Origin of the sequence: Pseudoalteromonas aquimarina, assembly GCF_049257255.1 — a bacterium.
In the GTDB taxonomy this organism is placed as follows: Bacteria; Pseudomonadota; Gammaproteobacteria; order Enterobacterales; family Alteromonadaceae; genus Pseudoalteromonas.
Map to the genome: position 1 here is coordinate 328,719 of NZ_JBMMUG010000002.1, position 24,271 is coordinate 352,989.

Consider the following 24,271-nt stretch of genomic DNA (forward strand, 5'->3'; position numbering starts at 1 on the left):
TATTATAATTATGTCTTGTTTTATTCTTCGCTAAACAGTGCCTCGATAAAATCAGCACTGTTAAAGGTACGTAAATCATCAATACCTTCACCCACACCAATGTAGCGAATTGGAATGTTAAATTGATCTGCTACCGCAAAAATAACACCACCTTTTGCAGTACCATCCAATTTAGTTAAGCTGATACCTGTTAAGCCAACAGCTTGGTCAAATAACTTCACCTGACTAATCGCATTTTGGCCTGTACCTGCGTCAATGGTAAGCATTACTTCATGTGGCGCATTTACATCGAGCTTTTTCATTACACGTGCGATTTTTTCAAGCTCTTGCATTAGGTGATCTTTGTTCTGTAAGCGCCCTGCTGTATCGGCAATTAAAACATCTACATTACGCGCTTTTGCAGCTTGCAGCGCATCAAATACCACAGATGCACTGTCAGCGCCGGTATGTTGTGCAATAACAGGAATATCGTTACGCTCACCCCAAACTTGCAATTGTTCTACAGCTGCTGCACGGAATGTATCACCCGCAGCTAACATTACTGATTTGCCTTCAGCTTGAAATTGCTTAGCGAGTTTACCAATAGTTGTGGTTTTACCAACACCGTTTACACCCACCATTAAAATAACAAATGGGCCGTCGCTATTATCAATAACAAGTGGTTTATCTGCACTTGCCAACATTGACGACATTTCTTCTTTTAACAGGCCGTAAAGTGCATCACCATCTTTAAGCTGCTTACGATCAGCTGCATCAGTTAAGCTATCAATTAACTTTAATGTGGTATCAACACCGACATCTGCTGTCAGTAATTGAGTTTCTAACTCTTCAAATAATTCATCATCGATTTTTTTGCCGCTAAAAATGTTAGCAAAGCCAGCACCGATATTTTGCTTTGTTTTAAGTAAACCTTTCTTTAAGCGACCAAAAAAGCCTAATTTAGGTTCTTTTTGTTTAGCTTCTTCCGCTTGACGCTTTTCTTCCGCTTCAGCTGCTATACGAGCAGCATCGATTGCTTGACGCTTCGCTTCTTCCTCAGCTGCTAAGCGAGCAGCTTCCTCAGCTTGGCGTTTTTCTTCCGCCTCAGCTGCTAAACGTGCTGCTTCTTCAGCTTGGCGTTTTTCTTCCGCCTCAGCAGCTATTCGTGCTGCTTCCTCAGCTTGACGTTTTTCTTCCGCTTCAGCGGCTAATCGAGCCGCCTCTTCGGCCTGGCGTTTTTCTTCCGCCTCAGCAGCTAAACGAGCTGCTTCCTCGGCTTGGCGTTTTTCTTCCGCCTCAGCTGCTAAACGCGCTTCTTCTGCTTGACGCTTTTCTTCCGCCTCAGCAGCTATTCGTGCAGCTTGCTCAGCTTGACGTTTTTCTTCCGCCTCAGCCTCTAAACGTGCAGTTTCCTCAGCTTGGCGTTTTTCTTCCGCCTCAGCAGCTATTCGTGCAGCTTCCTCAGCTTGACGTTTTGCCTCAGCTTCAGCGGCTAAACGAGCTGCTTCCTCGGCTTGGCGTTTTTCTTCCGCCTCAGCCTCTAAACGTGCCGTTTCCTCAGCTTGGCGTTTTTCTTCCGCCTCAGCAGCTATTCGTGCCGCTTCCTCAGCTTGGCGTTTTTCTTCCGCCTCAGCTGCTAATCGAGCCGCCTCTTCGGCCTGGCGCTTTTCTTCAGCTTCAGTCTCTAAACGTGCAGCCTCTTCTGCTTGACGCTTTGCTTCTGCCTCTGCTTCCAAGCGAGTCGCTTCTTCTATTTGGCGCTTTTCTTCTGCTTCAGCTTCCAACCGTGCCTTTTCTTCCGCTTCTAATCGCGCTTGTTCTTCTGCCGCTAAACGGGCTTCTTCTTGTTGCTGTTGCTCGTCTTTTTTACCGAAACCAAGCCAAGATAAAAATTTATTTTTTGCCATTTAAGTTAAATACCAATCACAAAATTCTGATAAACTACAATTCCCAATATGGTATCACTTTCACCGATGAATGAAAAAAATCATATTGGTTTTTTAGTCTAATTCTGTAAGTAAATTTGTAATGAGATCACACAAGTCCAAAAACAAGCCAACAATGAGTTCTGGTCAAATTAGAATTATTGGGGGTAAGTTCCGCTCTCGAAAGCTAAAAGTATTAGATGTAGAAGGTTTAAGACCGACTACTGATAGAGTGAAAGAAACTGTTTTTAACTGGTTAATGCCTTATACCAGTCATGCGAACGTATTAGATTGTTACGCTGGTTCTGGCGGCCTTGGTTTTGAAGCATTGTCTCGTTATGCCGAAAACGTAACCTTTATTGAGCTAGATAATCTTGCGCACCGTCAACTTGCAGAAAATATCAAATTGCTAAACGCTGACAATACACAATTGTTTAATGGTAATTGTTTAGAAGTATTACCTAAGTTGACTGGCAGCTATGATTTGGTTTTTATCGATCCTCCATTTAGAAAAGAGCTTGCTTCAAGCACATGCCGTTTACTTGAAGAACTTCAATTATTAGCCGACGATGCTGTTATTTATCTTGAAGTTGAAAAAGAGCTAACCAATCTTGAATTGCCTTCAAACTGGCAAATTTTAAAAGAGAAGAATTTTGGGCAAGTGACAAGCTACTTACTAAAAAGGTAAGCAGCTCAGATATTTTCTAGCATTCAATGCCAATATTACTTTGACCATCAGCAAGCGCTAGTTGCTTTAACTCTTTCGCAGAATCTTTATCTATACGTTGAAATGATTCTACTTTATCTATTAGTTCAGCCAACACATCCATTTCGTAATTCATTAACGGGTGTGCTCTAAGTGCTGAATTGTCAGCGACTTCACCTTCAGTTGTCAGCTGATATTCAATAAATTTGGCAACACTTGCTTGCGAAATCTTACACACATCAACGAAGTTAGCCTCTTCTTTTTGTTGCATACCATTGATAAGGGTAATCAGTGCTGTACAAGTATCAATTGCAGGGTAAACACCAAACATATCAAAGTCATTTAAATCAGGTGTATTTAATTCAACTTTTTCATTAAGTTTTTCAAGGCTTATTTTTGCTTTTGGAATTAGCAATTTTTCCCAAAGTGAATTTAATACATTGCGTAAATCGGCTGCATTACCAAACTCAAGTGCCTCACTGAACAGCACATAATTAGGAAGCATACGCTCTATCATTGCTGCGGCTAGTGATGCTTGCTGTAAATAGTTCAGATCTCGAATACGTTGAAAATTATTAGGTTTTTTCATTTTTGATAGGTCTTATCTGCAATTAGCCGAATTGTAGCAAGTTTCTGTATAAAACACATAAAAAAGGCGCACTTAAAAGTGCGCCTTTTTTGTTAATACTCAAACTACTGATTTAGTTGCTTTTGTGCATATTCAAACTTCAGTTTGAATTCAGTCACTTTAGCTTCAAGTTCTTCAACACGATCGGTTAAGCTAATATTTTCGCTTCGAATTGACTCGTAGGCACCGCGTGCTTGCTGTGTATCTTTTTCAAGACGACTAAGTAAGCTTGTATTTCGACCTTGCTCTCTATTAAGTGCAGTGTCTTGTGCTTCAAGTTGACGACGCAATTGCGAAATCAAATCTTGGTCATCTTGCTTAGCATTTTCAAGTAATGTTAACTTTTCAAGCAGCTCTTGGTTTTTAGCTGTTTCTTCAGAAAGTGCGTCAGCTTGTGCTTTTACTTTTTCTTTTAAAGCACTGCTTTCTTGACTTAAATCTTTCTTAAGGTCATTAAAGCGGCCTTCGCTTTCTTTGCTAATTTCAGCGAGTTTTTCTGAAAGCTCACTCACTTGTGCTTTGTGCTCTTCAATATCAGATGACAGAAGTTTGTTTTGCTCTTCCAGCTTACCAACAATATCGCCTTGTTCTTTAACTTGGCTTTCTAATTGCGCTTTTTCTTTTTCAAATTGCTGTAATGACTTTTCTTTATCTTCTAGCATTGAACGCAATGTTTCGCTGTCTTTATTCGCTTCTTGAGAGAATGACTGATGTTGTTCATGCACAGAGTTTAACTCGCCGCTTACTTTATCAAGCTGTTGCTTTAACTCAGCAATCACATCATCTTTGCTTACAGATTCTTGCTTCAACATCTCAATCTCATCAGTGAATACTTTTTTCACTTCCACTAATTTTTGATCTTGATTTTGATGCTCTGCTCTACGCTCTTCAATTAGCTGCTTCAGCTTATTTGACTGCGCTTCGTTTTGTTCTTTTTGTTTACTTAGTTGAGATTCAGCAGCTTCTAAACTCTCAGTTAGCTTATTAATTTGCTCACTGAATTCGCCGTGCTGTTCTTCAGATTGACGGCTAAGTTCTTCACTCACTTTTTCAAGTTCAGCTTCTTTTACCGAAATCGCATCTTCAAGTGACTGATTATCTGACTCAAGCTGACTAGCTTTCTTTTTAATTTCAGCAAGTTGAGCTTCAAGCTGTTGAATGTGTTCATCTTCGTCGTTTTGATGTTGCACCATCGCTGCTTGATGGCCTTTTTCAAGTGCCTGCTGACTTGCGCTCAGCAATAGCGATTGCAAAATAGGTGCAATATTTGTTGTAAACTTTTGACTTAACTCAGAAATGTATGGATGTTCAAACTCAATTGCATCAGCAACTTGTTGTTCAATACTCTCTTGACTCGCATCCACTTTATCTGCGGCAAGATTAAACACATCACTAGGCGATAAACTGTTTAAAGCACTCAGCACTTCATTTAACTGCTTGCTCTTATTTTCACCCATGTATCCCCCTTTAGAGCTATCTTATTATTATTGCTCTTTATGTAATCCAATTTACTGAATAACTTTCTTTGCCTTCATTCATTTTTATGAATTGTAAATGCCAAAGATAAGTGTAGACAAAAAATCTTGCGATGCTTAACCTTGCGACAAGATTTAATTGTGTTATTTTTTGCGCATTAGTCTAGCTTACAATATAGTCTGATGGAATAACCTGATTATAAATTTAGAAAAATAAGTATTTATTACTAAAACAAAAAATACAAAATGGCGATGACAATCGAATTAAACCTGACAACTCCAGCGCTGCTTTTTCCAGCAATTTCACTGCTGTTACTAGCATATACCAACCGTTTTTTAGTGCTTGCGCAACTGATTAGGCAATTAAACGCCCGTGAAAATGGCAATGAAATACGTGCCATGGTGAAAGCACAAATTTCAAACTTACGAAATCGGCTAAATCTAATTCGCCGCATGCAATTTTTTGGTGTGTTATCTTTTTTACTTTGCACCGCGGCCATGTTTGCCGTTTTTCTAACTCAAAGCCTGATTGGAACAGGTTTATTTGGCTTGAGCCTAGCTTGTCTTTTGTATTCTTTAATACTGTCACTCTATGAAATACACATTTCTTGTCAGGCAATCGAAATAGAATTAACAAACATTGAAAATAAACCTGTTATTGATAGCCACCAAGAATAACCTTTCATTTATTCAAGGCTAAAACGCTCTCGTTTAGCCTTGAATATTTATTGCAATATTTCACTACTCACGTTTTTTACTTCTATACTTTATTACAACAATAAACCAAAAGAGCAGTGATTGTGACGGATTTTCTGTTTGCTGAAGAGCATATCGATGACATCAGATTAGCCTCGAATGATGAGAGCTGGAATATACTAGTTGTTGACGATGAAGAAGATATTCACCAAGTAACTAAGTTGGTGCTTAATGGCTTCACATTTGAAGACAAACGTCTCATTTTTCATCACGCATATACTGCTGCAGAAGCTATGGAAATGCTTAAAGGGCTGCCAGAGGTTGCTGTTGCCCTAGTTGATGTAGTGATGGAAACCAACCATGCAGGGTTAGACCTTATTCGCTATATTCGTGAAGATGCTGAAAATCATGATATTCGTTTAATTTTACGCACCGGCCAACCAGGTGAAGCGCCTGAGGAATCGGTTATTCGTGATTATGATATTAATGACTACAAAAACAAAACTGAACTTACCGCAATAAAGCTTAAAACCTTACTCTATTCAGCCCTTCGCTCCTATCGCGATATTTGTATTATCGAACAGCACAAACTCGGCCTTGAAAACATTATTAATGCCTCAGCTAAGTTTTTAGAATGCGAAACAGTAAGCGAGTTTGCTTCATCAATTTTAGAGCATGTCTCTGGTGTGATGGGTCATAGCGACAAAGAAATTTACTGCGCCGCAGCAATCAATTCGCAAGCAGACAACGCCACAGATTTTAAATTATTAGCCTGCTCTGGCGCAGATAAAAATACTAAGGATGTACCTAACGAGGTTGGTAATTTATTTGAGCAAGCTCATAACACTAAGTCATCTTTTAAAAATCAAAAAGAATACGTTGGTTACTTCCCAACGAAAGGCGGCCTAGAAACCATGCTTTATGTGAGTAAAGACTCTGATTTAAACGCATCGGATCATCAACTGTTAGAATTCTTTGCCAACAACATCGCCCTCGCTTACGATAATTTGCGCCTACGAGAGCTTATTCGAGAATCTCAAAAAGAACTTTCTTATATTCTTGGCGAAGCTGTTGAAAAACGCAGTAAAGAAACAGGTAGCCATGTAAAACGCGTCGCACATTACAGCTATCTACTTGCAATAAAATACGGTTTAACACCTTATCAAGCTGAGATAATTAAGCTTGCTTCACCACTTCATGATATCGGTAAAATATCCATTCCTGATCACATTCTAAATAAACCTGGTAAACATGATGCAGAAGAATGGGAAATAATGAAATCTCACGCTGAAATTGGTTTCGATATTTTGAAAAACTCAACCAATGAAATATTAAAACAAGGTGCAACAATTGCCTACGAACATCATGAAAGATGGGATGGCAATGGCTATCCACAAAAGCTCAGTGGTGAAAGTATTGATATTTCAGGGCGAATTACTGCATTAGCAGATGTGTTTGATGCTCTTGGCAGTGAACGTTGCTATAAACCTGCATGGCCGCTCGAAAAAATCATTGATTTATTGAAAGAAGAAAAGGGTAAACAATTTGACCCTAAGCTAATTGAAATATTCCTTGATAACCTTGACGATTTCCTAGCGATTAGAGATCAATTTCCTGATTAAATTCATGTGGCTTTGTACACTTTTCTTTATATCAGCTAATAATAATTAATTACACATTAGCAATGGTATTTGTACCTTATTTGTGTTCTTATAAGCTGATACACGGATTAGTTTACAGGAGTAACCATGCGTATAGAGCAATTTGAACAATTTATTGCACTTGCACATCATCAACATTTTCGCAAGGCAGCGGAAGTAAGCAACTTAAGCACTTCTGCGTTAACACGAAGCATTCAAACATTAGAACTTGATTTAGGCTGTGATTTACTAACACGTTCAACACGTTCAGTAAAACTGACTCCTGCGGGTGAAGTTTTCCTACAATACTGCCAGCAAGCACTTGATAATCATGCGTTACTCCAACAAAAACTAAGCAAATTCGCTACCAATAAACACGAAAAGATCGTTATTGGTTATAGTCCTGAAGCAATAGGTTTAGTGCCACAAGCTTGTGGTAAATTTATGCAGCAATTCCCTAATATTTCAATTGAAATGCAGCTACAAGATGCTGATACCTTGGCCGAAAATGTACGCAATGGACAACTTGATTTAGCAATTAATTCTCCAATAGCTGCCAATACAGGTGAGTTTATTAACCTGCCTGAACAAGTGGTGCTCTTTTGCCATAAAGATCACCCTATTTTACAAAGCAGTAATATCCGATTAGCACAGCTTAATGAGTTACCTATTCTCGCAACGGTTAGTACAAATCAAGCGCTTAGTAAGTTAATCAATCAAGCCGCGAGTAATCTAAATAAGTTGGACTCTTTACGCCTCGGTACATTCGAGCAAATCGTTAGTAAACTAAATGATTGTAAGCATATTGCTCTTACTACATTAGATATGATGCAAAAGATATCCAATGATGAGTCATTGGTTAATCTAAGTGCATCAATGGAGCGAAATAGCACACTGACTTTAGAGCTACAAGTTGCTAAAAATAACTTAAGTGCACCTAATGTATCTGAATTGCTCAATTTTATTACTTTAGAGGCGAATACGCGCCCAGAAATAGCACTTGCAAAAGCGACTTTCTAACCGCTTAATTGTCCATTAAAATAACGCCAATTAATTTAATTGGCGTTATTTATGTCTAACACACCGCAATTTGCATTTTCTTTCGATACGTTGCTAGATGACATAGCCGAACACGGTTATAGCATCATCGAAAATGCCCTGCCCGAACAGCTTATTTCTGATCTTAAAAAGCAATGTGAAGCCCAATCTGAGCAATTTCAACTTGCCAAAATTGGACGTCATCAAGACTTACAACAAGCCAGTAAAATTCGCAGTGACAGAACAAAATGGTTTGATGGCACGACCAAAGCAGAGCAAGATTACCTTGCACTAATGGAAGAAATTAGAACTGCCATCAACCAAAGCTTCTTTCTAGGTTTATTTGATTACGAATGTCATTTTGCTATTTACCAGCAAGGTGATTTTTACAAAAAACATTTAGATGCGTTTCGAGGAAAATCTAACCGTGTTTTTACTACGGTGTGTTATTTAAATACCCCAGAACAAGGTGGTGAATTATTAATTTACCCTGAAAAAGGAAAAACACCCTTAGCGAAAGTTTCGCCAACAGCGGGCACACTGATTTGTTTTGAAAGCGAGCGTTTTCCTCACGAAGTATTAGCCGCTGCAAGTACTCGCTATTCGATTGCCGGATGGTTTAGGAAGAATAATTCGAGCGCGAACTTTGTTGACCCTAGCCAATAAAACTTGCTGCTATTCCCATAAAAACAAATAAACCAACATAGTTATTATTTAAAAATGCCCAGAAACAAGCATCGCGATCGCGGTGCTTAATTTTAACTTGCTGATGGGCTAACAAAAATGCTGATAACAACACACCGATGTCAAATGGCCATGGCAAATTACGGTTAAAACCAATAAATACCAGAGTCAGTAAGAATGCGATTTGCAGCAACAGCACTGTAATTTTATCAAATCGGCCAAACAAAATAGCAGTCGATTTAACACCTATCTTTACATCATCATCTCTGTCGACCATACCGTACATGGTGTCGTATGCAACAGTCCAAACGAGGTTAGCAAAATACAGCCACCATGCTTCCTTTGGCACTTCACCAAGTACAGCCATATAGGCCATTGGAATCGACCAGCTAAATGCAGCGCCCAATACTACTTGCGGCAAGTGCGTATAACGCTTCATAAAGGGATAACAAAACGCCAACGCCAACGCACCAAACGACAACAGAATCGTTTGCCAATTTAAAAACAGCACCAGAATAAATGCACATACAATCAACAAAATAAAAAGTTGAATTGCTTCGTTTTCGGTTGCTTTACCAGAGGCTAGCGGGCGCATATGTGTACGCTTAACCAAGCCATCAACCTTGCGGTCGGCAAAGTCATTAATTACACAACCAGCACTTCGCATAACAAAAACACCAGCAGTAAAAATAACTAAAATACCGAGGTCAGGCACCCCTGAGCTTGCTAGCCATAATGCCCAGTAAGTTGGCCATAACAATAACAAGGTACCTATAGGTTTATCGGTTCGCATTAATGCTTTGTAGGCATCTCGATTTTGCCACGTTAATTGCATCATAGTCAGTCAAATGCTCCTGGCAAAAAGGCTTCACACACCATTAATTTTAAATCTGCTAAGTGAAAAACACTGCGCCTTGCTGACACATCACTCGCTTCAATAGCTAAACTAGTTAATAGTGTTTGTAATGGCGAGTGCTTGGTAAAATCAGTAATCATCAAGTTTTCTCTGACTAAATCAGGGTGCTGAAAAATAAACTCACCAAGTGGTCTTTCCCCTAAAGAAAGAAACAGGCTGTTTTCTGCTAGCGGCGCAAGAGGGATCCAGCTTTGAGCATAGACACGCGGTTTGCTATCACCATATAAAATCACTTCTCTGCAAAGCGCAGGTTGTTGCTCTATACCCATAATTTTTGCTTGGGATTCAGTCAACATAATGCGTGTTTCACTCAGCACTTTTACATTAAATTCAGAAAATGTTTGCTTTAATTTTGCGGTAAGCGACCCAGTCTCTAATAACCACTCGCTGCGCGAGCTATCTAACGCGGTAAAATTCTGATGCCACTGCGATGAAATATCTAAAGGAAAAGTTAACACAATAACCTGCTGCAAAAAAATAACGCGTCATTTTAGCACTGCTCAGTAATGAGCTAAATGAGAAATTAAATTTTCCATTAAATTCCCAGTAAGTGACTAGTAAAAAGCCCATAATCAAGTATTATTATTGATTAGTTACTAAGGGAAAAACAAGGTGTTAGTCACGCAATGCGTAGCCTATCGATATTTCTATTTACACTTTTATTATCACTTTCAACGCCTAAGGCATTAGCTGCGTCAAACTTTGGCTATTTTGGTTTCGAGCCGGACATAATTACCAACTACATTGCAACATCAAATAAAAAACTTGGCTATGTGCGAGTTACCGTTGAATTGATGATTAAAGATATGGGTAACTTAGAAGTTGTAGAGCATCATCAACCATTATTGCGTGATGCAATTGTAGAAATTATTAGTAAAGAGCAAGAAGAGCACGTTAAATCGCTAACAGGCCGCGAGGAAATTCGTAAGCGCTGCAGTGAGCGAGTAAAAGAATTACTTAAAGAAGAAACAGGGCAAGAAATTGTTCATGATGTGTTGTTTACTAAATATCTGTATTATTAATTTCACTAATCTTGTAAAAAAAAAAGCAAAGTTAATCAACTTTGCTTTTTTTATGGCTATTCGCAACGAAAACACCCAATAATGCACCCGCAACAAGCCCACCTAAGTGCGCCCAATTTGCCATATTGATAAACAACACATCAGCAAAACCAAGTACTAGCCACACCAACATAAAGCCAACAATAGATAGGTTAATCGCTAACTTAGTATTACCCGCAATATGACCATACAACCAGCAAAAACCGAGTAAGCCGTAAACTACGCCAGAGAGACCGCCAAAGTTTGCATTTTCAAGGGAAAATTGAAGCCAATTACTCGCGAGCGCAGTCACAATAAATACCAACACTAAAAAGCGTTTTCCTAGTTGCTCTGCGATTTTATCGCCAAGATATATCCACCACATCAAATTAAAGATCAAATGCATTGCCGAGAAGTGCATTATGGTGGGCGTGAGCCACGAGTAAATTTTAACAGGCGAAAATTGCAAGTAAGGAAACAGCCATTCAAAGCCACCTAGTATAAAGGCGCCATAAACGAAAATCGACAGTATCGAAACACCCTGAATAAGCAGTGACAACTTGAAAAAGCGCGGCAGTAAATTGAGTGAGTTACCCACATAGCTCAGCCCATTATTGGTTGAGCCAACTTGCCAAGACGCTTCATAGTACTTTGCTTGATTAGGATCCTCGAGAAACAATTCAAGCTCTTTGTAAGCGATATCGAACTGAGCATCGGTTACAAACAAAATCACTTGTTCACTGCTTATGGGTTTTAACTCACAGTAAATACTAATGCTATTAAGATAATCACAAAAACCTTGTGCAGCCCTTACATTACTTAGCGTGGCAAGTTGTTTCACAATGATTACGCACCTGATTCAACGTTGTCTGCTTGCTCAGTACCCCATGCGGCAAAGCCACCATCCATACTATAAACGTCTTCAAAGCCTTGCTCTACCAAGTAGCTTGCTGCTGTTTGAGAGCTGATGCCGTGATAGCAAACTACAACAATAGGTTGTTCGTAATCTTTTTCATTTAAAAATTGCCCCAAGTTTTCATTAGATAAACGCTCTGACCCCGGAATACGCGCAGATTGAAAACTATTCGGATCACGAATATCGGCAATAACAACATTGTCATTCGATAATAATGCCGCGGTTTGCGACACTGAAATATGTTTATATGACATATATACCTCAATAAAAAAGGGAGCAAATGCTCCCTTTATAATATCATCAAGCGATAGCTTAATCCCAATTTAAAATAACTTTGCCCGATTGGCCTGAAATCATCGTATCAAAGCCTTTTTGGAAGTCATCAATATGGAATTCATGGGTAATAATTGGCGATAAATCTAAGCCTGATTGAATTAAACTTGCCATTTTGTACCAAGTTTCAAACATTTCACGGCCATAAATGCCTTTAATGATTAACCCTTTAAAAATAACCTGATTCCAGTCAACCGCCATATCTGATGGTGGAATACCTAGCATGGCAATTTTACCGCCATGGTTCATGTTATTTAGCATGCTGTTAAACGCGCTCGGTACACCTGACATTTCAAGACCAATATCAAAGCCTTCTGTCATGCCAAGCTCTTTCATTACGTCTTCAAGCTTTTCGTTTGCGACGTTTACGGCACGTGTTGCACCCATTTTACGAGCTAGGTCTAAACGGTATTCATTCACATCAGTAATTACCACATGACGCGCACCCACGTGTTTAGCAACTGCTGCAGCCATAATACCAATTGGGCCAGCGCCAGTAATCAGTACATCTTCACCCACTAAGTCAAACGACAGCGCTGTGTGCACTGCATTACCAAACGGGTCAAAGATTGATGCTAATTCATCAGGGATGTTGTCAGGAATTTTAAACGCATTGTATGCAGGAATAACTAAGTACTCAGCAAATGCACCTTCGCGGTTTACGCCAACACCAGTTGTGTTACGACATAAGTGAACACGACCTGCACGACAGTTACGACAGTGACCACAGGTAATATGACCTTCACCTGATACGCGATCACCTACTTTAAAACCACGCACTTCTTGGCCCATATCCACTACTTCGCCAACGTATTCGTGACCAACAACCATAGGTACTGGAATGGTATTTTGCGACCATTCATCCCATTTGTAGATATGAACATCCGTACCACAGATCGCTGTTTTACGGATTTTGATTAATAAGTCATTGTGGCCAACTTCCGGTTTAGCCGTTTCTGTCATCCAGATCCCTGGTTCAGCTTTAAGCTTTGATAATGCTTTCATCTTTTTACTCACAAAAAAGGCCTGTTACAAACAGGCCAATATCAAATTAAATAATACCTAACTCTTTACCAATACGGGTAAATGCAGCAATTGCTTTATCTAATTGCTCACGCGTATGCGCAGCAGAGATTTGTGTACGAATACGCGCTTGACCTTTTGGTACCACAGGGAATGAGAATCCTGTCACGTAAATACCTTCAGCAAGTAATTTATCAGCCATTTCAGATGCCAATTTTGCATCGCCTAACATCACTGGAATAATTGCATGGTCTTTACCGGCACAGGTAAAGCCAACTGCTTCCATTTGTTCACGGAAGTAAGCAGCATTTTGCCAAAGGGTATCACGTAGCGCTTTACCGTCTGCAAGCATATCAAGCACTTTAATTGATGCCGTAACAATTGATGGTGCTAATGAATTTGAGAATAAGTATGGACGAGAACGCTGACGTAACCACTCGACAATTTCAGCTTTACCAGATGTATAACCACCTGAAGCGCCACCAAGTGCCTTACCTAATGTACCCGTGATAATGTCAACTCGATCCATTACATTGCAATACTCAGGCGTACCACGACCATTTTCGCCAACAAAACCCACTGCGTGAGAATCATCAACCATCACCAGTGCATCGTATTTGTCAGCCAAATCACATAACGCTTCTAAGTTACAAATAACGCCGTCCATTGAGAACACGCCGTCAGTTGCAATTAACTTAGTTTTTGCGCCTGCCTCATCAGCTGCGATTAATTGCTGCTCTAAATCAGCCATGTCGTTATTAGCATAACGGAAACGCTTTGCTTTACATAAACGCACACCATCAATAATTGAAGCATGGTTTAATGAGTCAGAGATAATGGCATCTTCTGGGCCTAAAATCGTTTCAAAAAGACCAGCATTGGCATCAAAACATGAAGAATAAAGAATAGTATCTTCTGTTTTTAAGAAGTTACTGATTTTCGCTTCTAACGTTTTATGAATATCTTGTGTACCACAGATAAAACGAACAGACGCAACACCAAAGCCATGATCATCTAGACCTGCCTTTGCGGCATTAATTAACTCTGGGTGATTTGCTAAACCTAAGTAGTTATTTGCACAAAAGTTAATTACTGAGTCGCCAGAAGCAACTTGAATTTCAGCTTGCTGCTGTGAAGTGATCACTCGCTCACTTTTATATAATCCATCTTCTTTTACTTGGTCAATCTGTTGCTTAAGCTGATCAAAAAATGCAGATGCTCTCATCCAAAGTCTCCAATGCCTAATAGAACGGGTTGCGGAAATGTGTTTACGCACCAAACGTGCAAAAAAACATACGCTAAGCTTTAAAATTGTAGCTTAAATTTAGGAGGGTAATTGTAAAAGGTTAGGTAGATAAATGCACTTATTACTAGTAAATGCATTTAGAAAAGTGAATAAATCCAAAATAAAGATTAAATACAGTATAAAAAACTGCATTTTAAATATTGCGACAATTATTCTCAGTTGTTTTCACTAAATTTTTCACTCGCACAATCAAGTGAATTCCATACTTCATCTGCTAAGGAAAGCTCTTCATCAGTTAAGCTTTGGCCTGATTTAACTAAAATTTTCTTTTTAAATCCCGCAGCAGTTGCAGCTAACATATCTGAACCTTTATCACCAAACATAATGCACTCACCAGCATCAAGAGATAGCTCTTTAATCCCCTGCAATAACATTCCAGGTTTCGGTTTACGGCAATCGCAATCTTGCTGGTAATCGGCGATACCTTTTGTTGGGTGATGCGGACAAAAATACACTTTACTGATTTCTATATCGTGCTGTTTAAATTGCTCTACCATCCACTTTGTCAGTTCGTGAAAATCTTGCTCCGTATAGTAACCACGGCCAATCCCTGACTGATTCGTTACAATAACAATTTGATAGCCACATGCTTGAAATTGCTTACATGCCTCAAATACACCATCGATAAATTCAAACTCTTCGATTTTATATACATAAGCGTGGTCTACGTTTACAACACCATCTCTATCAAGGAAAACTGCCTTATTACCCATTACAACGCCTTTTCTGTTACTACACGGTCAAACATCTGCTTTACACTCTCAACACTAATTTGCTGCATAAGCTCTTTACCTTTAACGCGCGTACCCCAAGGCAGTTGCTTTGCAGTCTTGCCCGTTTGTTGTTTTAAGTTTTGATGGTATACCTCAACAACGTAATCTTGGTATAAATACGGACCTGTGCGCGCAGGATTTGAGTGTGCATACAGCCCAATTACCGGCGTTGTCATAGTAACCGCCATATGTGCTGGCCCCGTATCAGGTGCAATAACCAGCGACGCTTTTTCTAAAACACATAACAGCTGCTTTAAATTAGTTTTACCAACTAGATTAAGAGCGTTTGATTTCATCGCTGCTTCAATCTGCTTTGCAAGGGCAATTTCAAGTTCAGTAGGGCCGCCGGTAATTACCACACTAAAACCTTGTTCTTTCGCGTAATCTGCGACTTCGGCATAGCGCTCAGGTAACCAATTGCGCTCAGCTTTACTTGCTGCAGGCGAAAGCACCAGTACTTTATCGCCAAGTGGGGATAGTATTTTTTCGGCAAAGTCTCGGTCTTCTTGGCTTACTGGCATCTGCCACGATGGCTCATAATGCGGCACACCAATGGCTTTTGCGAAACCACGAAAACCCTCAAGTACATGAGCTTCTTTTTCAGCTGCTATACGGTGGTTGGTAAATAAGAAGTGCCCTTCTTTGGCGCGGTGCCAATCAAAACCTACTTTCACTTTTGCAGGAATAACACGTGCAACTAAATTGGCACGTAGTGCAACTTGCATATGAAGCAGCACATCAAACTTGCGGCCTTTGAAATGCTGTTTAAGAGTCTGAAACGCCTCTTTACCTTGCTTTTTGTCAAAAACAACGAGTTCAACACCTGGTAAATCTGCCAGTAACATCGCCTCGATTTTGCCTACCACCCAAGTAATTTTAGCGTTTGGATAGTGCTTCTGAATAGCCTGAACCGCAGAGACGGCATGACACACATCGCCAATTGCCGAAAGACGCAAAATACAAATATCGTTAAATGGGCCCTGTAAACTCACAATTTACCTAAAAACATATAAATAGATGCGTGCAGTTTAACGTAAATTAAAACTTGGTATAATCCCTTTTTGCACGCAATCACTTTTAAACACATTCGCCATGCTTTCAATTAAACATTTAGGTTCAACATCAATCATTACACCAAAATCATTTAACGGTGAGTTTGATGCCTCATTGTTTGATGTCGGTTTCTTAGCTAGAAACGATTTAATTCGCGCTGAGAAAAAGGGCCGTGCAACAACTTACTTTTTTAATTGCGGTGAAAAAATAGGTGTATTGCGCCACTATTGGCGCGGTGGATTAATCGGCAAGTTATTGAGCGATCAATATGCCTATTTCGGTCTCAAAAATACCCGTACCTATAAAGAGTTTGCACTGCTTGTTGAAATGAAGGAAAAAGGCCTGCCAGTACCAAGTGCAATTGCGGCAAAAGTCACTCGAAGAGGATTGATTTATCGCGGTGATATTATTACTGAGGCACTGCCAAACTCGCAAAGTGTGCTCGATATTCTAAAAACACGTTCTCTTTGCGAACAAGAGATAGTGCAAATTGCAGAAACTATCGCGAGTTTCCATAACCATGGTGTGAATCACGCCGATCTGAACATTAATAATATTCTGATAAGTAACAAAAATGTGTACTTAATTGATTTTGATAGAGGCACATTGGGCGCGTTTAATGCCAAACGTAATCAGAATAATATCGAGCGATTAGCACGCTCATTTGCTAAAGAAAAACATCGCAACAGCCCTTTTTATTGGCAAGAGAATGATTGGCAAGTGTTTTTAGAAGCATATAAAAGCGCACTAAAAGCAGATTAGTGCGCTTAACGATTTGTAGTTATTAACTGTCGCTTTGGATTTTTTTAATCACGTTTGAAGTAGAGCAACCATTAACAAACTCAAGAACTTCAACTTTGCCGCCATTAGCAAGCACAAAGTCTGCACCAGCGATTTCAGAGACTTTATAATCGCCGCCTTTCACTAATACATCAGGTTTAACACGCTCAATTAATTTCGCTGGCGTATCATTTTCCGCTTCAGAACCAAACGGGATAACCCAATCTACTGATGCCAATGCGCTAATTACTGTGGCGCGCTCATCTAATGGGTTAACCGGTCGTGTTGGCCCTTTTAAGCGGCTAATTGATGCATCATTATTTAAACCAACCACCAGCTTATCACCGCGCGCTTTGGCTTGCGCTAAATAGCGCACATGCCCTGCATGTAAAATATCAAAGCAACCATTAGTAAATACGATTTTTTCACCGCGCTGGCGCGCTAGCTCAATATGGTGTAGCACTTCTTCAGCTGGTGCTTGATATTGCTCACCGGTATCGCGTAAATACTGGGTTAATTTTGCACTTAACTCTTCAGGTGAAACCGTTGCTGCACCCAATTTTGCAACTACAAGCCCCGCTGCAATATTTGCTATTTCAACCGCTTGTGGTGCTGGCATACCAGTACTTAACATTACCGCCAGTGTTGCAATTACGGTGTCACCTGCGCCCGTTACATCAGACACTTCATGAACTTGCGCAGCAAAATCATGTTTTTCACTTGGTGTTATAAGCGACATGCCCTGCTCAGAGCGAGTTAACAACATCGCGCCTAAACCACATTCAGCCACAATGGTGCGCGCACTTTGTGTAATGATGTCTTCATCACCAACCACGCCACCAGCAGCTTTAAACTCGGTAAGATTTGGTGTGATAAAATCAGCACCACGATAATCGGCAAGTTGCTTTGATTTTGGATCCACTAATACCGTTTTACCAGCAGCTTTAGCCACTGCGATCATTTCTGAAATTAAGTGCAGTGAGCCTTTGTTGTAATCAGAGAAAACAACAAGGTCAAAATCACTAACTATCGCTTTCAACTGTTCAAGTAATAACTGAGAATGTGCTTCGCTAAAGCGCTCTTCTAGATCTAACCTGACTACTTGTTGATGGCGACTAATTACACGCATTTTTGCGATTGTTGGTGCTTCTGATTGGCGAATAAGCAGCGAGTCAATATTTTCAGATTTCAGCAAAGCTTCTAGGCTCTGCCCATTATCATCCTCACCAATAATACCGAGTAAGCTTACTTTACCGTCAAGATGCGCAATGTTTTTCGCAACGTTTGCTGCGCCACCGGCTTTATCTTCAAGGCCACTCACCTTCACAACAGGTACTGGTGCTTCTGGTGAAATACGCCCTGTATCGCCATGCCAATAGCGGTCAAGCATGACATCGCCAACAACTAAAATTTTGCTGCTAGATAATCGATTAAAATATGACAAATCCATAATCAGTACTTAGCTCTTTTGGGCAACTAGCATATCGATGGCTTCACATAACCAATGACCAATAAACATATGCGCTTCTTGAATACGTGCAGTTTCATCGTTAGCAATGATAATCGGCAATGTTGCAATGTCTTTTACCTGACCACCGTCACGACCAGTTAATGCCACAGTATAAGCGCCAATTTTGTTAGCAGCGGCTAAGGCAAGATTAATATTCGCACTGGTACCTGATGTTGTTAAACCGATCACTAAATCTTCTGGTTTACATAAAGCTAAGATTTGACGCTCAAACACGGTGTCAAAATGATAGTCGTTTGAGTGCGCTGTAAGAATTGAGGTATCAGTTGTTAGCGCAATAGATGCGAGTGGTCCACGCTCATTTTTATAACGAACTACAAATTCAGCGGCTAAATGTTGTGAGTCAGCTGCACTGCCGCCATTACCAAACCAAATAACTTTACCACCCTTTTCCAATGTCTCTTGGCAAGCTTGTAAAAGAGAAAGTGATTGCTGTTGATATTGCTCCATAATGGCGAACACATTACGGTGACGTTCTAGGCTGGCTAAATATGAGTTTGTTATCGCTTCCATAGGCCTTTCGATAATTGCTTTTTTTGAATAATTGGCATCATTTTATACCTAATCCACTCAAAATGGCGAGGTTTGTTACCTTTTCTTACCTTTCAGTTTGTTAAATTTTTAAGATCACTACACTTGCCCTAAAGTTGTTTGGTACAATTTAGGCTCATGCGCAGGGAGAATTAAGTGCATTACACAAAGCAATTAACCAATTTGAATACACACACACCAGAAATAACGCTGACTAAAGAAAGCAAAGTCTTGTATATGACTCACCTAGCATTGGGTGATTATGTCTATCAAGGCGCTTTTTTAAAAGCGCTTGCTGATACCTATCCAGGTGTGCAAATTGACGTGTGGATGGATGATTGCCGAAGTCACCAAAAATCATGGCATAGTGGCAGAAATGCTACTCTGCAGCAGTGGCTTACCAAAGAAAGTCACCTCAATGCAATTTACCCAATTGCGCATTCAGAACAACATCGTAATGAACTAATTTCAAAAGCTTCAAAAGAGCAATACGATGTCATTGTATTTGTTGCTACAACCCGTGCGCCTGCTTATTTAAAAGTAGCAAAAGCAATTAATCCTAATGCGCAAGTCGCAGGCACAACACCAAAAGATACGCTGTCACGCTTACTTTATCGCAGCCAATTTAAAGCGCTGAATGTTGCTATTGATTCTAACGTCCTTTCAAAATGTCAGCATATTAGTGATTTTTATAATCATGTGTTTTCGCGGTTATTTGCTGTTTCGCTGGATGATCAACTGCGTTCACGAGAAATAACACCAAACGATACACTCAATGAAAAAAGCAAACAGCAAATTGCGCTGTGGCGAAATCAACTAGGTTTAAGCCAAGGCAATACACTTTTTATTAATCACATTTCAACAAATGAAAAGCGTGATTGGCAAAATACACAACTTGCCGAATTTGCCCACCAGCTTACAAAGCAAGCACCCAACACGCTGTTTGTTTTAAATACACCACCGCATAAATTAGATGAAGTAACAGCTTGGTGTGCAGAGCAAAAAGACATCGCTGTAATTGCCTTTTCAGCAACTGACGATTTTTTTGAACTACCCAGTATGATGTTAGCGTGTGATTTAGTGGTTTCCGTAGAAACTGCCATAATGCACTTAGCCAGCTGCCTTTCATTACCGCAAGTAGCGCTTATCAGAAAGTCGGCTTCAAACTGGCGCCCTTTGCAGGCAAGTAAGGTATTAACAGGGAAGAAACGAGTGGATAATATTGCTGTATCTGAAGTTGTTAAAGCAGCAAGTCAATTATTGTAGCTAGGCCCAGCAAGCACCGAGCCTAACCCATCTTTTACCAGAACATAGTTACAGATAAATAACCATAATCCTCGTCATACACATTTTTACCACCAGTTAAGCTGGTTTCAACACGATACTCACCCACTTTACGGCTGTTAGTTAACGATAAAGAATAAGCTCGCTGATATGCTTCACCATCATTATTTTGTGTACTTGCCTTAAACTGCCAAGAGCTCAGTACTGATTCAAAATAATCGTAATTAAGTGTGTGTACATCTGCAGGCACGCCATCAGCAAAGTTGCGATTATCTGCGCCAAAATGGCCAAATGTGAATCCTTGGTTGGTGTTACCATTTTTGTATAAATGGTGCACATACCAAAGAGTATTCCATTTATTGTATTCGTATCTTAAAGATGAGTTATGCGTAAGCTTTGGTAAATATGTACCAAACGAAATGGTTTGATTGCCAAATTTAAAGTTGCTCTTATGCAATGTATCTTCCGCACCGTATTCAGCGTAAATTTCAACCGGCATACCCCAATCAAAATATACGCTTGAAGTGAATGAGATCATTTGATCGCCAAATTCATCATCGGTACTTAAATCGCCATCCGCATTATCGTTACCTGATGGATCAAAAAACGCTTTAAAAATATCGCTAATATCTGTTTTGCGTGGGCCACCACCAAATTGCATAACGCGATTAAAGCCAATTTTCCAGCCTTGTAACGGTTCAATTGAACCATGCATACCTACTAGCTCTGGGCTGCCATCATGCCACTCGCCTTGATATTGAATACCGTCTTTCACTTCATCTAATTCGGTATAAAACAAATCAAAATCTAGATTCCACCAGTTATTTAGTGGCACAACTGTACTGAGTGAAATACTCATAGGCATTTGTGCATTGTTCGACATAATTTGCGCCGAATTTTTAAAAGGTGAATACCAATGATCTTTGTAGCCAATATCTAGCTGAAGATTAGCCGCAGCCATACTCAACGTTGAGTTATACGCTACTAAGTCTTGTTCTTTAACCCGATAATCAACACCCACTTGCGCTAACATAAAATCATTAGGTCGCCAAACGCCCTCAAAAAAGCCCTGAGCATACTCTTCGCTTGTTAAACCACGTTGATTAGCTATTGGCATTTCATCGCCTGTATTTATGGTTGTACGGAGACCATAACGACTGATTTTATCATTGCCACGGTAACGCTTTAGTTCTGCAACTAAATAACGATAGAGCTGACTATCTTTGTTTTTAACTTGCTTAAGTGCAATATCCACTTCGCTTAATGCATAAGGTTTATGCATTGGCGTACCACGAGTTAATACAAACATGCGGTCGAGTTGACTTTCGAGGTGGGCATCAATGCCTAAAGGTAAATAAACAGTAGGTTTTGCCATGCTTTCAGTAGCAACAAAAGCACTGGCAACTAACAATAAATTACGGAGTTTCATAAGCGCAAAAGTTATAAAATTATGCAACCATGATAACAAAAGGCGATCACTAATCGCAGCAAAAATTGTATAAATATGTTATAACTCGCGGCGATACTGGTTGAGGTAACTATGGCGCGTTTAATTTACAGCTTTGTTTTATATATTCTTTCACCCTTAGTGTTTTTACACCTTTGGTTACGAGGAAAAAAAGCGCCTGAATATCGCAAACGTTGGGCAGAAAGGCTGGCTTTTTATAACGCACATTTAAAACCAGACAGCCTAATTATTCACTGTGCCTCTGTAGGTGAATTGATGGCTGCAAGTAAGCTTATCCATCATCTTAAAGACAATTATTCAATTACACTTACCTGTAATACCCCCACTGGCTCAGCTGAAATTCAAAAGCAATTTGGCAATACTGTGCAGCACGTGTACCTACCGCTCGACTTTCCCTGCGCTATTAGGCGATTTTTTAAAGCTTTAAAGCCCAAAGCCATAATTATTTTAGAAACAGAGCTATGGCCAAATTTAATTATTAAAGCGCAGCAACAACATATACCTGTGTGTGTTATTAATGCCCGTTTATCTGAAAAGTCTCTAAAGGGCTATCAACGTATTTTGCCACTAAGCAAACAAATTATGCGCAGTATTAACCTACTTGCAGCTCACAATAAAGAAGATAGCGAACGTTTTTTACAACTAGGGTTACCGTCAAAAAATAGTAAAATTACTGGCTCAATTAAGTTTGATATTGAACTTAATACCGAGATTGAAGAAAGAATTAGCGCTTTCAAGCCGCAGCTCTCATCTCACGATTTTACTTGGGTTGCAGGCTCTACTCACCCTGGTGAGTATGAACAAGTAATTAATGCACACTTATTACTACTAGAGAAAAAACCAAATGCGCTTTTAATAATTGCACCGCGACACCCAGAGCAATTTAATAAAGTTGCTGATTACCTTAAGCAAAATAACATTTCATTTAGTCAGCGCTCTAAAGAAGAGCATACTGGGCAAAGTGTATTACTTGCCGATACCATGGGTGAAATGTTGGTGTTGTTTGGTGCTGCCGATTGCGCCTTTATTGGCGGTAGTTTGATAGCGCGAGGAGGTCATAACCCATTAGAGGCTGCCGCATTTAATATACCTATTTTAACAGGACCTAGTTACACTAATTTTTTACATGTATACCCACAATTAATTAGTAACAATGCCTGTATTTGTGTTGATTCATCAAAAGCTCTTTTTGACAATTTATTGTCGCTAGCCAACGATGCAGAAAAAAGACAGACACTTGGTAACAACGCATATCAAATTTTAGAAACCAATCGCGGCGCACTTAAACACACCATAGCGCTTATTGAAAATGAGATTTCACATGACACTCTCCCCCGTTGAGCAAACAAAAAACTGGGTTAGCCAAGTTATTGTTGGCTATAACTTTTGCCCATTTGCAAAAAAAGAAGTGGTAAATAACACCATTGAATATGTCGATAGCCAAACTGAATCGCATGAAGATGCGGTGATTGAAATGCTGTCACTGATACAGCAGATGCGTGAAAACGACGAAATAGAAACCTGTTTACATATTTTTAGTAAAGGCTTTCAAAATTTTGACGATTTTTTAGATTTAGTGGATTTAGCCAATGCCATGTTAGTTTCAAGTGGCTATGAAGGGTTTATTCAAATTGCCAACTTTCACCCAGACTATGTATTTGCTGATAGCGATGACAGTGATGCGGCTAACTATACTAATCGCGCACCGTACCCAACGCTACATTTAATCAGAGAAGCATCAATGGCGCGAGTGCTTGGTATTCACCCTGATCCAGAAGGCATTCCAGAAACGAATATCAAACTTGCGAGAGAAAAAGGCATTTCATTTTGGCAGCAATTACTTAATCACTGCCAAACTGGAAAGAAAGATTAAGCGACTGCTTTTTCCACTTCGAGTTGTTTATTTAAATATTCTTGTTGTAGCTTTTTCAACTGTTCAAGCCCTTCGCCGCGGGCATAAGGTTTGAACAGTAATATCACTTTTACAATACCACCAAAAATATCTTGTTTAGTTAGCGAACTATCTTTGCTATGCGCTTTCACATAAGGAGTCCAAAAACTTACCGTCAGCTTTACCATATGAGCAAGCTCTTCAATATCGCAATCATCAATAGCAATTACTTCGGCATATTTTAAACCGTTAATTACAGCAACAACTTGCTCAACTAATTGCGCTTGGTGTACAAGGTATTGCGCTTTCAACTCTTTATCGCGACCTAAAATATCCGTTAAATTGTTATAGAAGAAATTAAATCGCCACATCAACTCAACTAACGAATCAAGGTAGCCCGCAAGCTGCGCCATCACATCCAAATTTTTATCCATTGGGGTGAAGTTTTCTTTTAAATGACTTTGGTACAGACCAAAAATATGACGCAAAATATCTTCTTTATTTTTAAAGTGATAATACAAGTTACCTGGGCTTATACCCATTTCTGATGCGATGTGGTTTGTTGTAATTGCGCGCTCACCATGTTGGTTAAACAACGCAATGCTGGTTTGAATGATCTTATCCTTGGTACTCATAACTATCCTAATTACGCCTGTAT

25 protein-coding genes are annotated in these 24,271 nt (G+C 39.7%); 10 read left to right on the forward strand and 15 right to left on the reverse strand.

Going from position 1 to position 24,271, the window contains the following annotated elements; all coding sequences use genetic code 11:
- Window positions 1-20: 20 nt before the first annotated feature.
- Window positions 21-1,886: a signal recognition particle-docking protein FtsY gene (gene ftsY, locus AAEU29_RS06440; protein ID WP_421972552.1), complete on the reverse strand. Its 1,866-nt coding sequence runs from the start codon at window positions 1,884-1,886 to the stop codon at window positions 21-23.
- Between the two features lie 121 nt (window positions 1,887-2,007).
- On the opposite strand from ftsY, the gene rsmD reads away from it, so the two are divergent.
- Entirely contained in the window at window positions 2,008-2,592 is a 585-nt protein-coding gene (gene rsmD / locus AAEU29_RS06445; protein ID WP_421972553.1) for a 16S rRNA (guanine(966)-N(2))-methyltransferase RsmD, read from the forward strand.
- 16 nt (window positions 2,593-2,608) lie between these two features.
- Here rsmD and AAEU29_RS06450 read toward each other — a convergent pair whose 3' ends face one another.
- A complete protein-coding gene (locus tag AAEU29_RS06450) occupies window positions 2,609-3,199 on the reverse strand; it encodes a YjaG family protein (RefSeq protein ID WP_421972554.1) in 591 nt (196 codons plus the stop codon).
- A gap of 104 nt (window positions 3,200-3,303) precedes the next feature.
- Window positions 3,304-4,695 carry a coiled-coil domain-containing protein gene (locus tag AAEU29_RS06455; RefSeq protein ID WP_421972555.1) on the reverse strand — a complete coding sequence of 464 codons (1,392 nt, stop codon included), beginning with the start codon at window positions 4,693-4,695 and terminating at the stop codon, window positions 3,304-3,306.
- 270 nt (window positions 4,696-4,965) lie between these two features.
- On the opposite strand from AAEU29_RS06455, the gene AAEU29_RS06460 reads away from it, so the two are divergent.
- From AAEU29_RS06460 to AAEU29_RS06475, 4 genes are all read left to right on the forward strand, one after another.
- On the forward strand, window positions 4,966-5,391 hold the full coding sequence (locus AAEU29_RS06460) for a DUF2721 domain-containing protein (protein WP_421972803.1): 426 nt from the start codon (window positions 4,966-4,968) through the stop codon (window positions 5,389-5,391).
- Window positions 5,392-5,513: 122 nt separating this feature from the next.
- The gene (locus AAEU29_RS06465; RefSeq protein WP_421972556.1) at window positions 5,514-7,031 is read left to right on the forward strand and encodes a DUF3369 domain-containing protein; all 1,518 of its coding nucleotides are present in this window, start codon (window positions 5,514-5,516) and stop codon (window positions 7,029-7,031) included.
- Window positions 7,032-7,157: 126 nt separating this feature from the next.
- Entirely contained in the window at window positions 7,158-8,069 is a 912-nt protein-coding gene (locus AAEU29_RS06470) for a LysR family transcriptional regulator (RefSeq protein ID WP_421972557.1), read from the forward strand.
- Between the two features lie 51 nt (window positions 8,070-8,120).
- Window positions 8,121-8,753 carry a 2OG-Fe(II) oxygenase gene (locus AAEU29_RS06475; RefSeq protein WP_421972558.1) on the forward strand — a complete coding sequence of 211 codons (633 nt, stop codon included), beginning with the start codon at window positions 8,121-8,123 and terminating at the stop codon, window positions 8,751-8,753.
- On the opposite strand, the gene ubiA is transcribed toward AAEU29_RS06475, so the two are convergent.
- Window positions 8,743-9,609 (reverse strand): 4-hydroxybenzoate octaprenyltransferase, encoded by an 867-nt coding sequence (gene ubiA, locus AAEU29_RS06480; protein WP_421972559.1) that lies wholly within the window; start codon window positions 9,607-9,609, stop codon window positions 8,743-8,745. The genes AAEU29_RS06475 and ubiA overlap by 11 nt on opposite strands.
- Before the next feature lie 2 nt (window positions 9,610-9,611).
- Entirely contained in the window at window positions 9,612-10,145 is a 534-nt protein-coding gene (locus AAEU29_RS06485) for a chorismate--pyruvate lyase family protein (protein ID WP_421972560.1), read from the reverse strand.
- A 168-nt stretch (window positions 10,146-10,313) separates the two neighbouring features.
- On the opposite strand from AAEU29_RS06485, the gene AAEU29_RS06490 reads away from it, so the two are divergent.
- A complete protein-coding gene (locus AAEU29_RS06490) occupies window positions 10,314-10,709 on the forward strand; it encodes a flagellar basal body-associated protein FliL (RefSeq protein ID WP_421972561.1) in 396 nt (131 codons plus the stop codon).
- A gap of 31 nt (window positions 10,710-10,740) precedes the next feature.
- Here the strand turns inward: AAEU29_RS06490 and glpG are convergent, their stop codons facing one another.
- The 6 genes from glpG to AAEU29_RS06520 form a co-directional block, all read right to left on the reverse strand.
- A complete protein-coding gene (glpG, locus tag AAEU29_RS06495; RefSeq protein WP_421972562.1) occupies window positions 10,741-11,568 on the reverse strand; it encodes a rhomboid family intramembrane serine protease GlpG in 828 nt (275 codons plus the stop codon).
- 5 nt (window positions 11,569-11,573) lie between these two features.
- Window positions 11,574-11,897, reverse strand: coding sequence for a thiosulfate sulfurtransferase GlpE (gene glpE, locus AAEU29_RS06500; RefSeq protein WP_421972563.1), 324 nt, complete (start codon window positions 11,895-11,897; stop codon window positions 11,574-11,576).
- Between the two features lie 58 nt (window positions 11,898-11,955).
- Window positions 11,956-12,981 (reverse strand): L-threonine 3-dehydrogenase, encoded by a 1,026-nt coding sequence (tdh, locus tag AAEU29_RS06505; RefSeq protein WP_421972564.1) that lies wholly within the window; start codon window positions 12,979-12,981, stop codon window positions 11,956-11,958.
- A 46-nt stretch (window positions 12,982-13,027) separates the two neighbouring features.
- Window positions 13,028-14,224 (reverse strand): glycine C-acetyltransferase, encoded by a 1,197-nt coding sequence (locus AAEU29_RS06510; protein ID WP_421972565.1) that lies wholly within the window; start codon window positions 14,222-14,224, stop codon window positions 13,028-13,030.
- Between the two features lie 236 nt (window positions 14,225-14,460).
- Window positions 14,461-15,018: a D-glycero-beta-D-manno-heptose 1,7-bisphosphate 7-phosphatase gene (gene gmhB, locus AAEU29_RS06515; protein WP_421972566.1), complete on the reverse strand. Its 558-nt coding sequence runs from the start codon at window positions 15,016-15,018 to the stop codon at window positions 14,461-14,463.
- Window positions 15,018-16,070 (reverse strand): glycosyltransferase family 9 protein, encoded by a 1,053-nt coding sequence (locus AAEU29_RS06520; RefSeq protein WP_421972567.1) that lies wholly within the window; start codon window positions 16,068-16,070, stop codon window positions 15,018-15,020. Before AAEU29_RS06520 ends, gmhB begins: the two co-directional genes overlap by 1 nt.
- Before the next feature lie 100 nt (window positions 16,071-16,170).
- On the opposite strand from AAEU29_RS06520, the gene AAEU29_RS06525 reads away from it, so the two are divergent.
- On the forward strand, window positions 16,171-16,893 hold the full coding sequence (locus AAEU29_RS06525; protein WP_421972568.1) for a 3-deoxy-D-manno-octulosonic acid kinase: 723 nt from the start codon (window positions 16,171-16,173) through the stop codon (window positions 16,891-16,893).
- Window positions 16,894-16,915: 22 nt separating this feature from the next.
- On the opposite strand, the gene hldE is transcribed toward AAEU29_RS06525, so the two are convergent.
- Both hldE and AAEU29_RS06535 read right to left on the reverse strand, forming a co-directional pair.
- Window positions 16,916-18,361 (reverse strand): bifunctional D-glycero-beta-D-manno-heptose-7-phosphate kinase/D-glycero-beta-D-manno-heptose 1-phosphate adenylyltransferase HldE, encoded by a 1,446-nt coding sequence (gene hldE, locus AAEU29_RS06530; RefSeq protein WP_421972569.1) that lies wholly within the window; start codon window positions 18,359-18,361, stop codon window positions 16,916-16,918.
- 9 nt (window positions 18,362-18,370) lie between these two features.
- The gene (locus tag AAEU29_RS06535; RefSeq protein WP_372768018.1) at window positions 18,371-18,952 is read right to left on the reverse strand and encodes an SIS domain-containing protein; all 582 of its coding nucleotides are present in this window, start codon (window positions 18,950-18,952) and stop codon (window positions 18,371-18,373) included.
- 174 nt (window positions 18,953-19,126) lie between these two features.
- Here AAEU29_RS06535 and AAEU29_RS06540 point away from each other — a divergent pair, with 174 nt between their 5' ends.
- Window positions 19,127-20,236: a glycosyltransferase family 9 protein gene (locus AAEU29_RS06540; protein ID WP_421972570.1), complete on the forward strand. Its 1,110-nt coding sequence runs from the start codon at window positions 19,127-19,129 to the stop codon at window positions 20,234-20,236.
- Window positions 20,237-20,270: 34 nt separating this feature from the next.
- Here the strand turns inward: AAEU29_RS06540 and AAEU29_RS06545 are convergent, their stop codons facing one another.
- The gene (locus AAEU29_RS06545) at window positions 20,271-21,683 is read right to left on the reverse strand and encodes a capsule assembly Wzi family protein (protein WP_421972571.1); all 1,413 of its coding nucleotides are present in this window, start codon (window positions 21,681-21,683) and stop codon (window positions 20,271-20,273) included.
- 111 nt (window positions 21,684-21,794) lie between these two features.
- Between AAEU29_RS06545 and waaA the strand changes: the two genes are divergently transcribed.
- Window positions 21,795-23,063, forward strand: coding sequence for a lipid IV(A) 3-deoxy-D-manno-octulosonic acid transferase (gene waaA, locus AAEU29_RS06550; RefSeq protein ID WP_421972572.1), 1,269 nt, complete (start codon window positions 21,795-21,797; stop codon window positions 23,061-23,063).
- Window positions 23,044-23,595 (forward strand): DUF1415 domain-containing protein, encoded by a 552-nt coding sequence (locus tag AAEU29_RS06555; protein ID WP_421972573.1) that lies wholly within the window; start codon window positions 23,044-23,046, stop codon window positions 23,593-23,595. The genes waaA and AAEU29_RS06555 overlap by 20 nt, the downstream gene beginning before the upstream one ends.
- Here the strand turns inward: AAEU29_RS06555 and AAEU29_RS06560 are convergent.
- Window positions 23,592-24,248 carry a TetR/AcrR family transcriptional regulator gene (locus tag AAEU29_RS06560; protein WP_421972574.1) on the reverse strand — a complete coding sequence of 219 codons (657 nt, stop codon included), beginning with the start codon at window positions 24,246-24,248 and terminating at the stop codon, window positions 23,592-23,594. The two genes, AAEU29_RS06555 and AAEU29_RS06560, sit on opposite strands and share 4 nt — an antisense overlap.
- Window positions 24,249-24,271 lie beyond the last annotated feature (23 nt).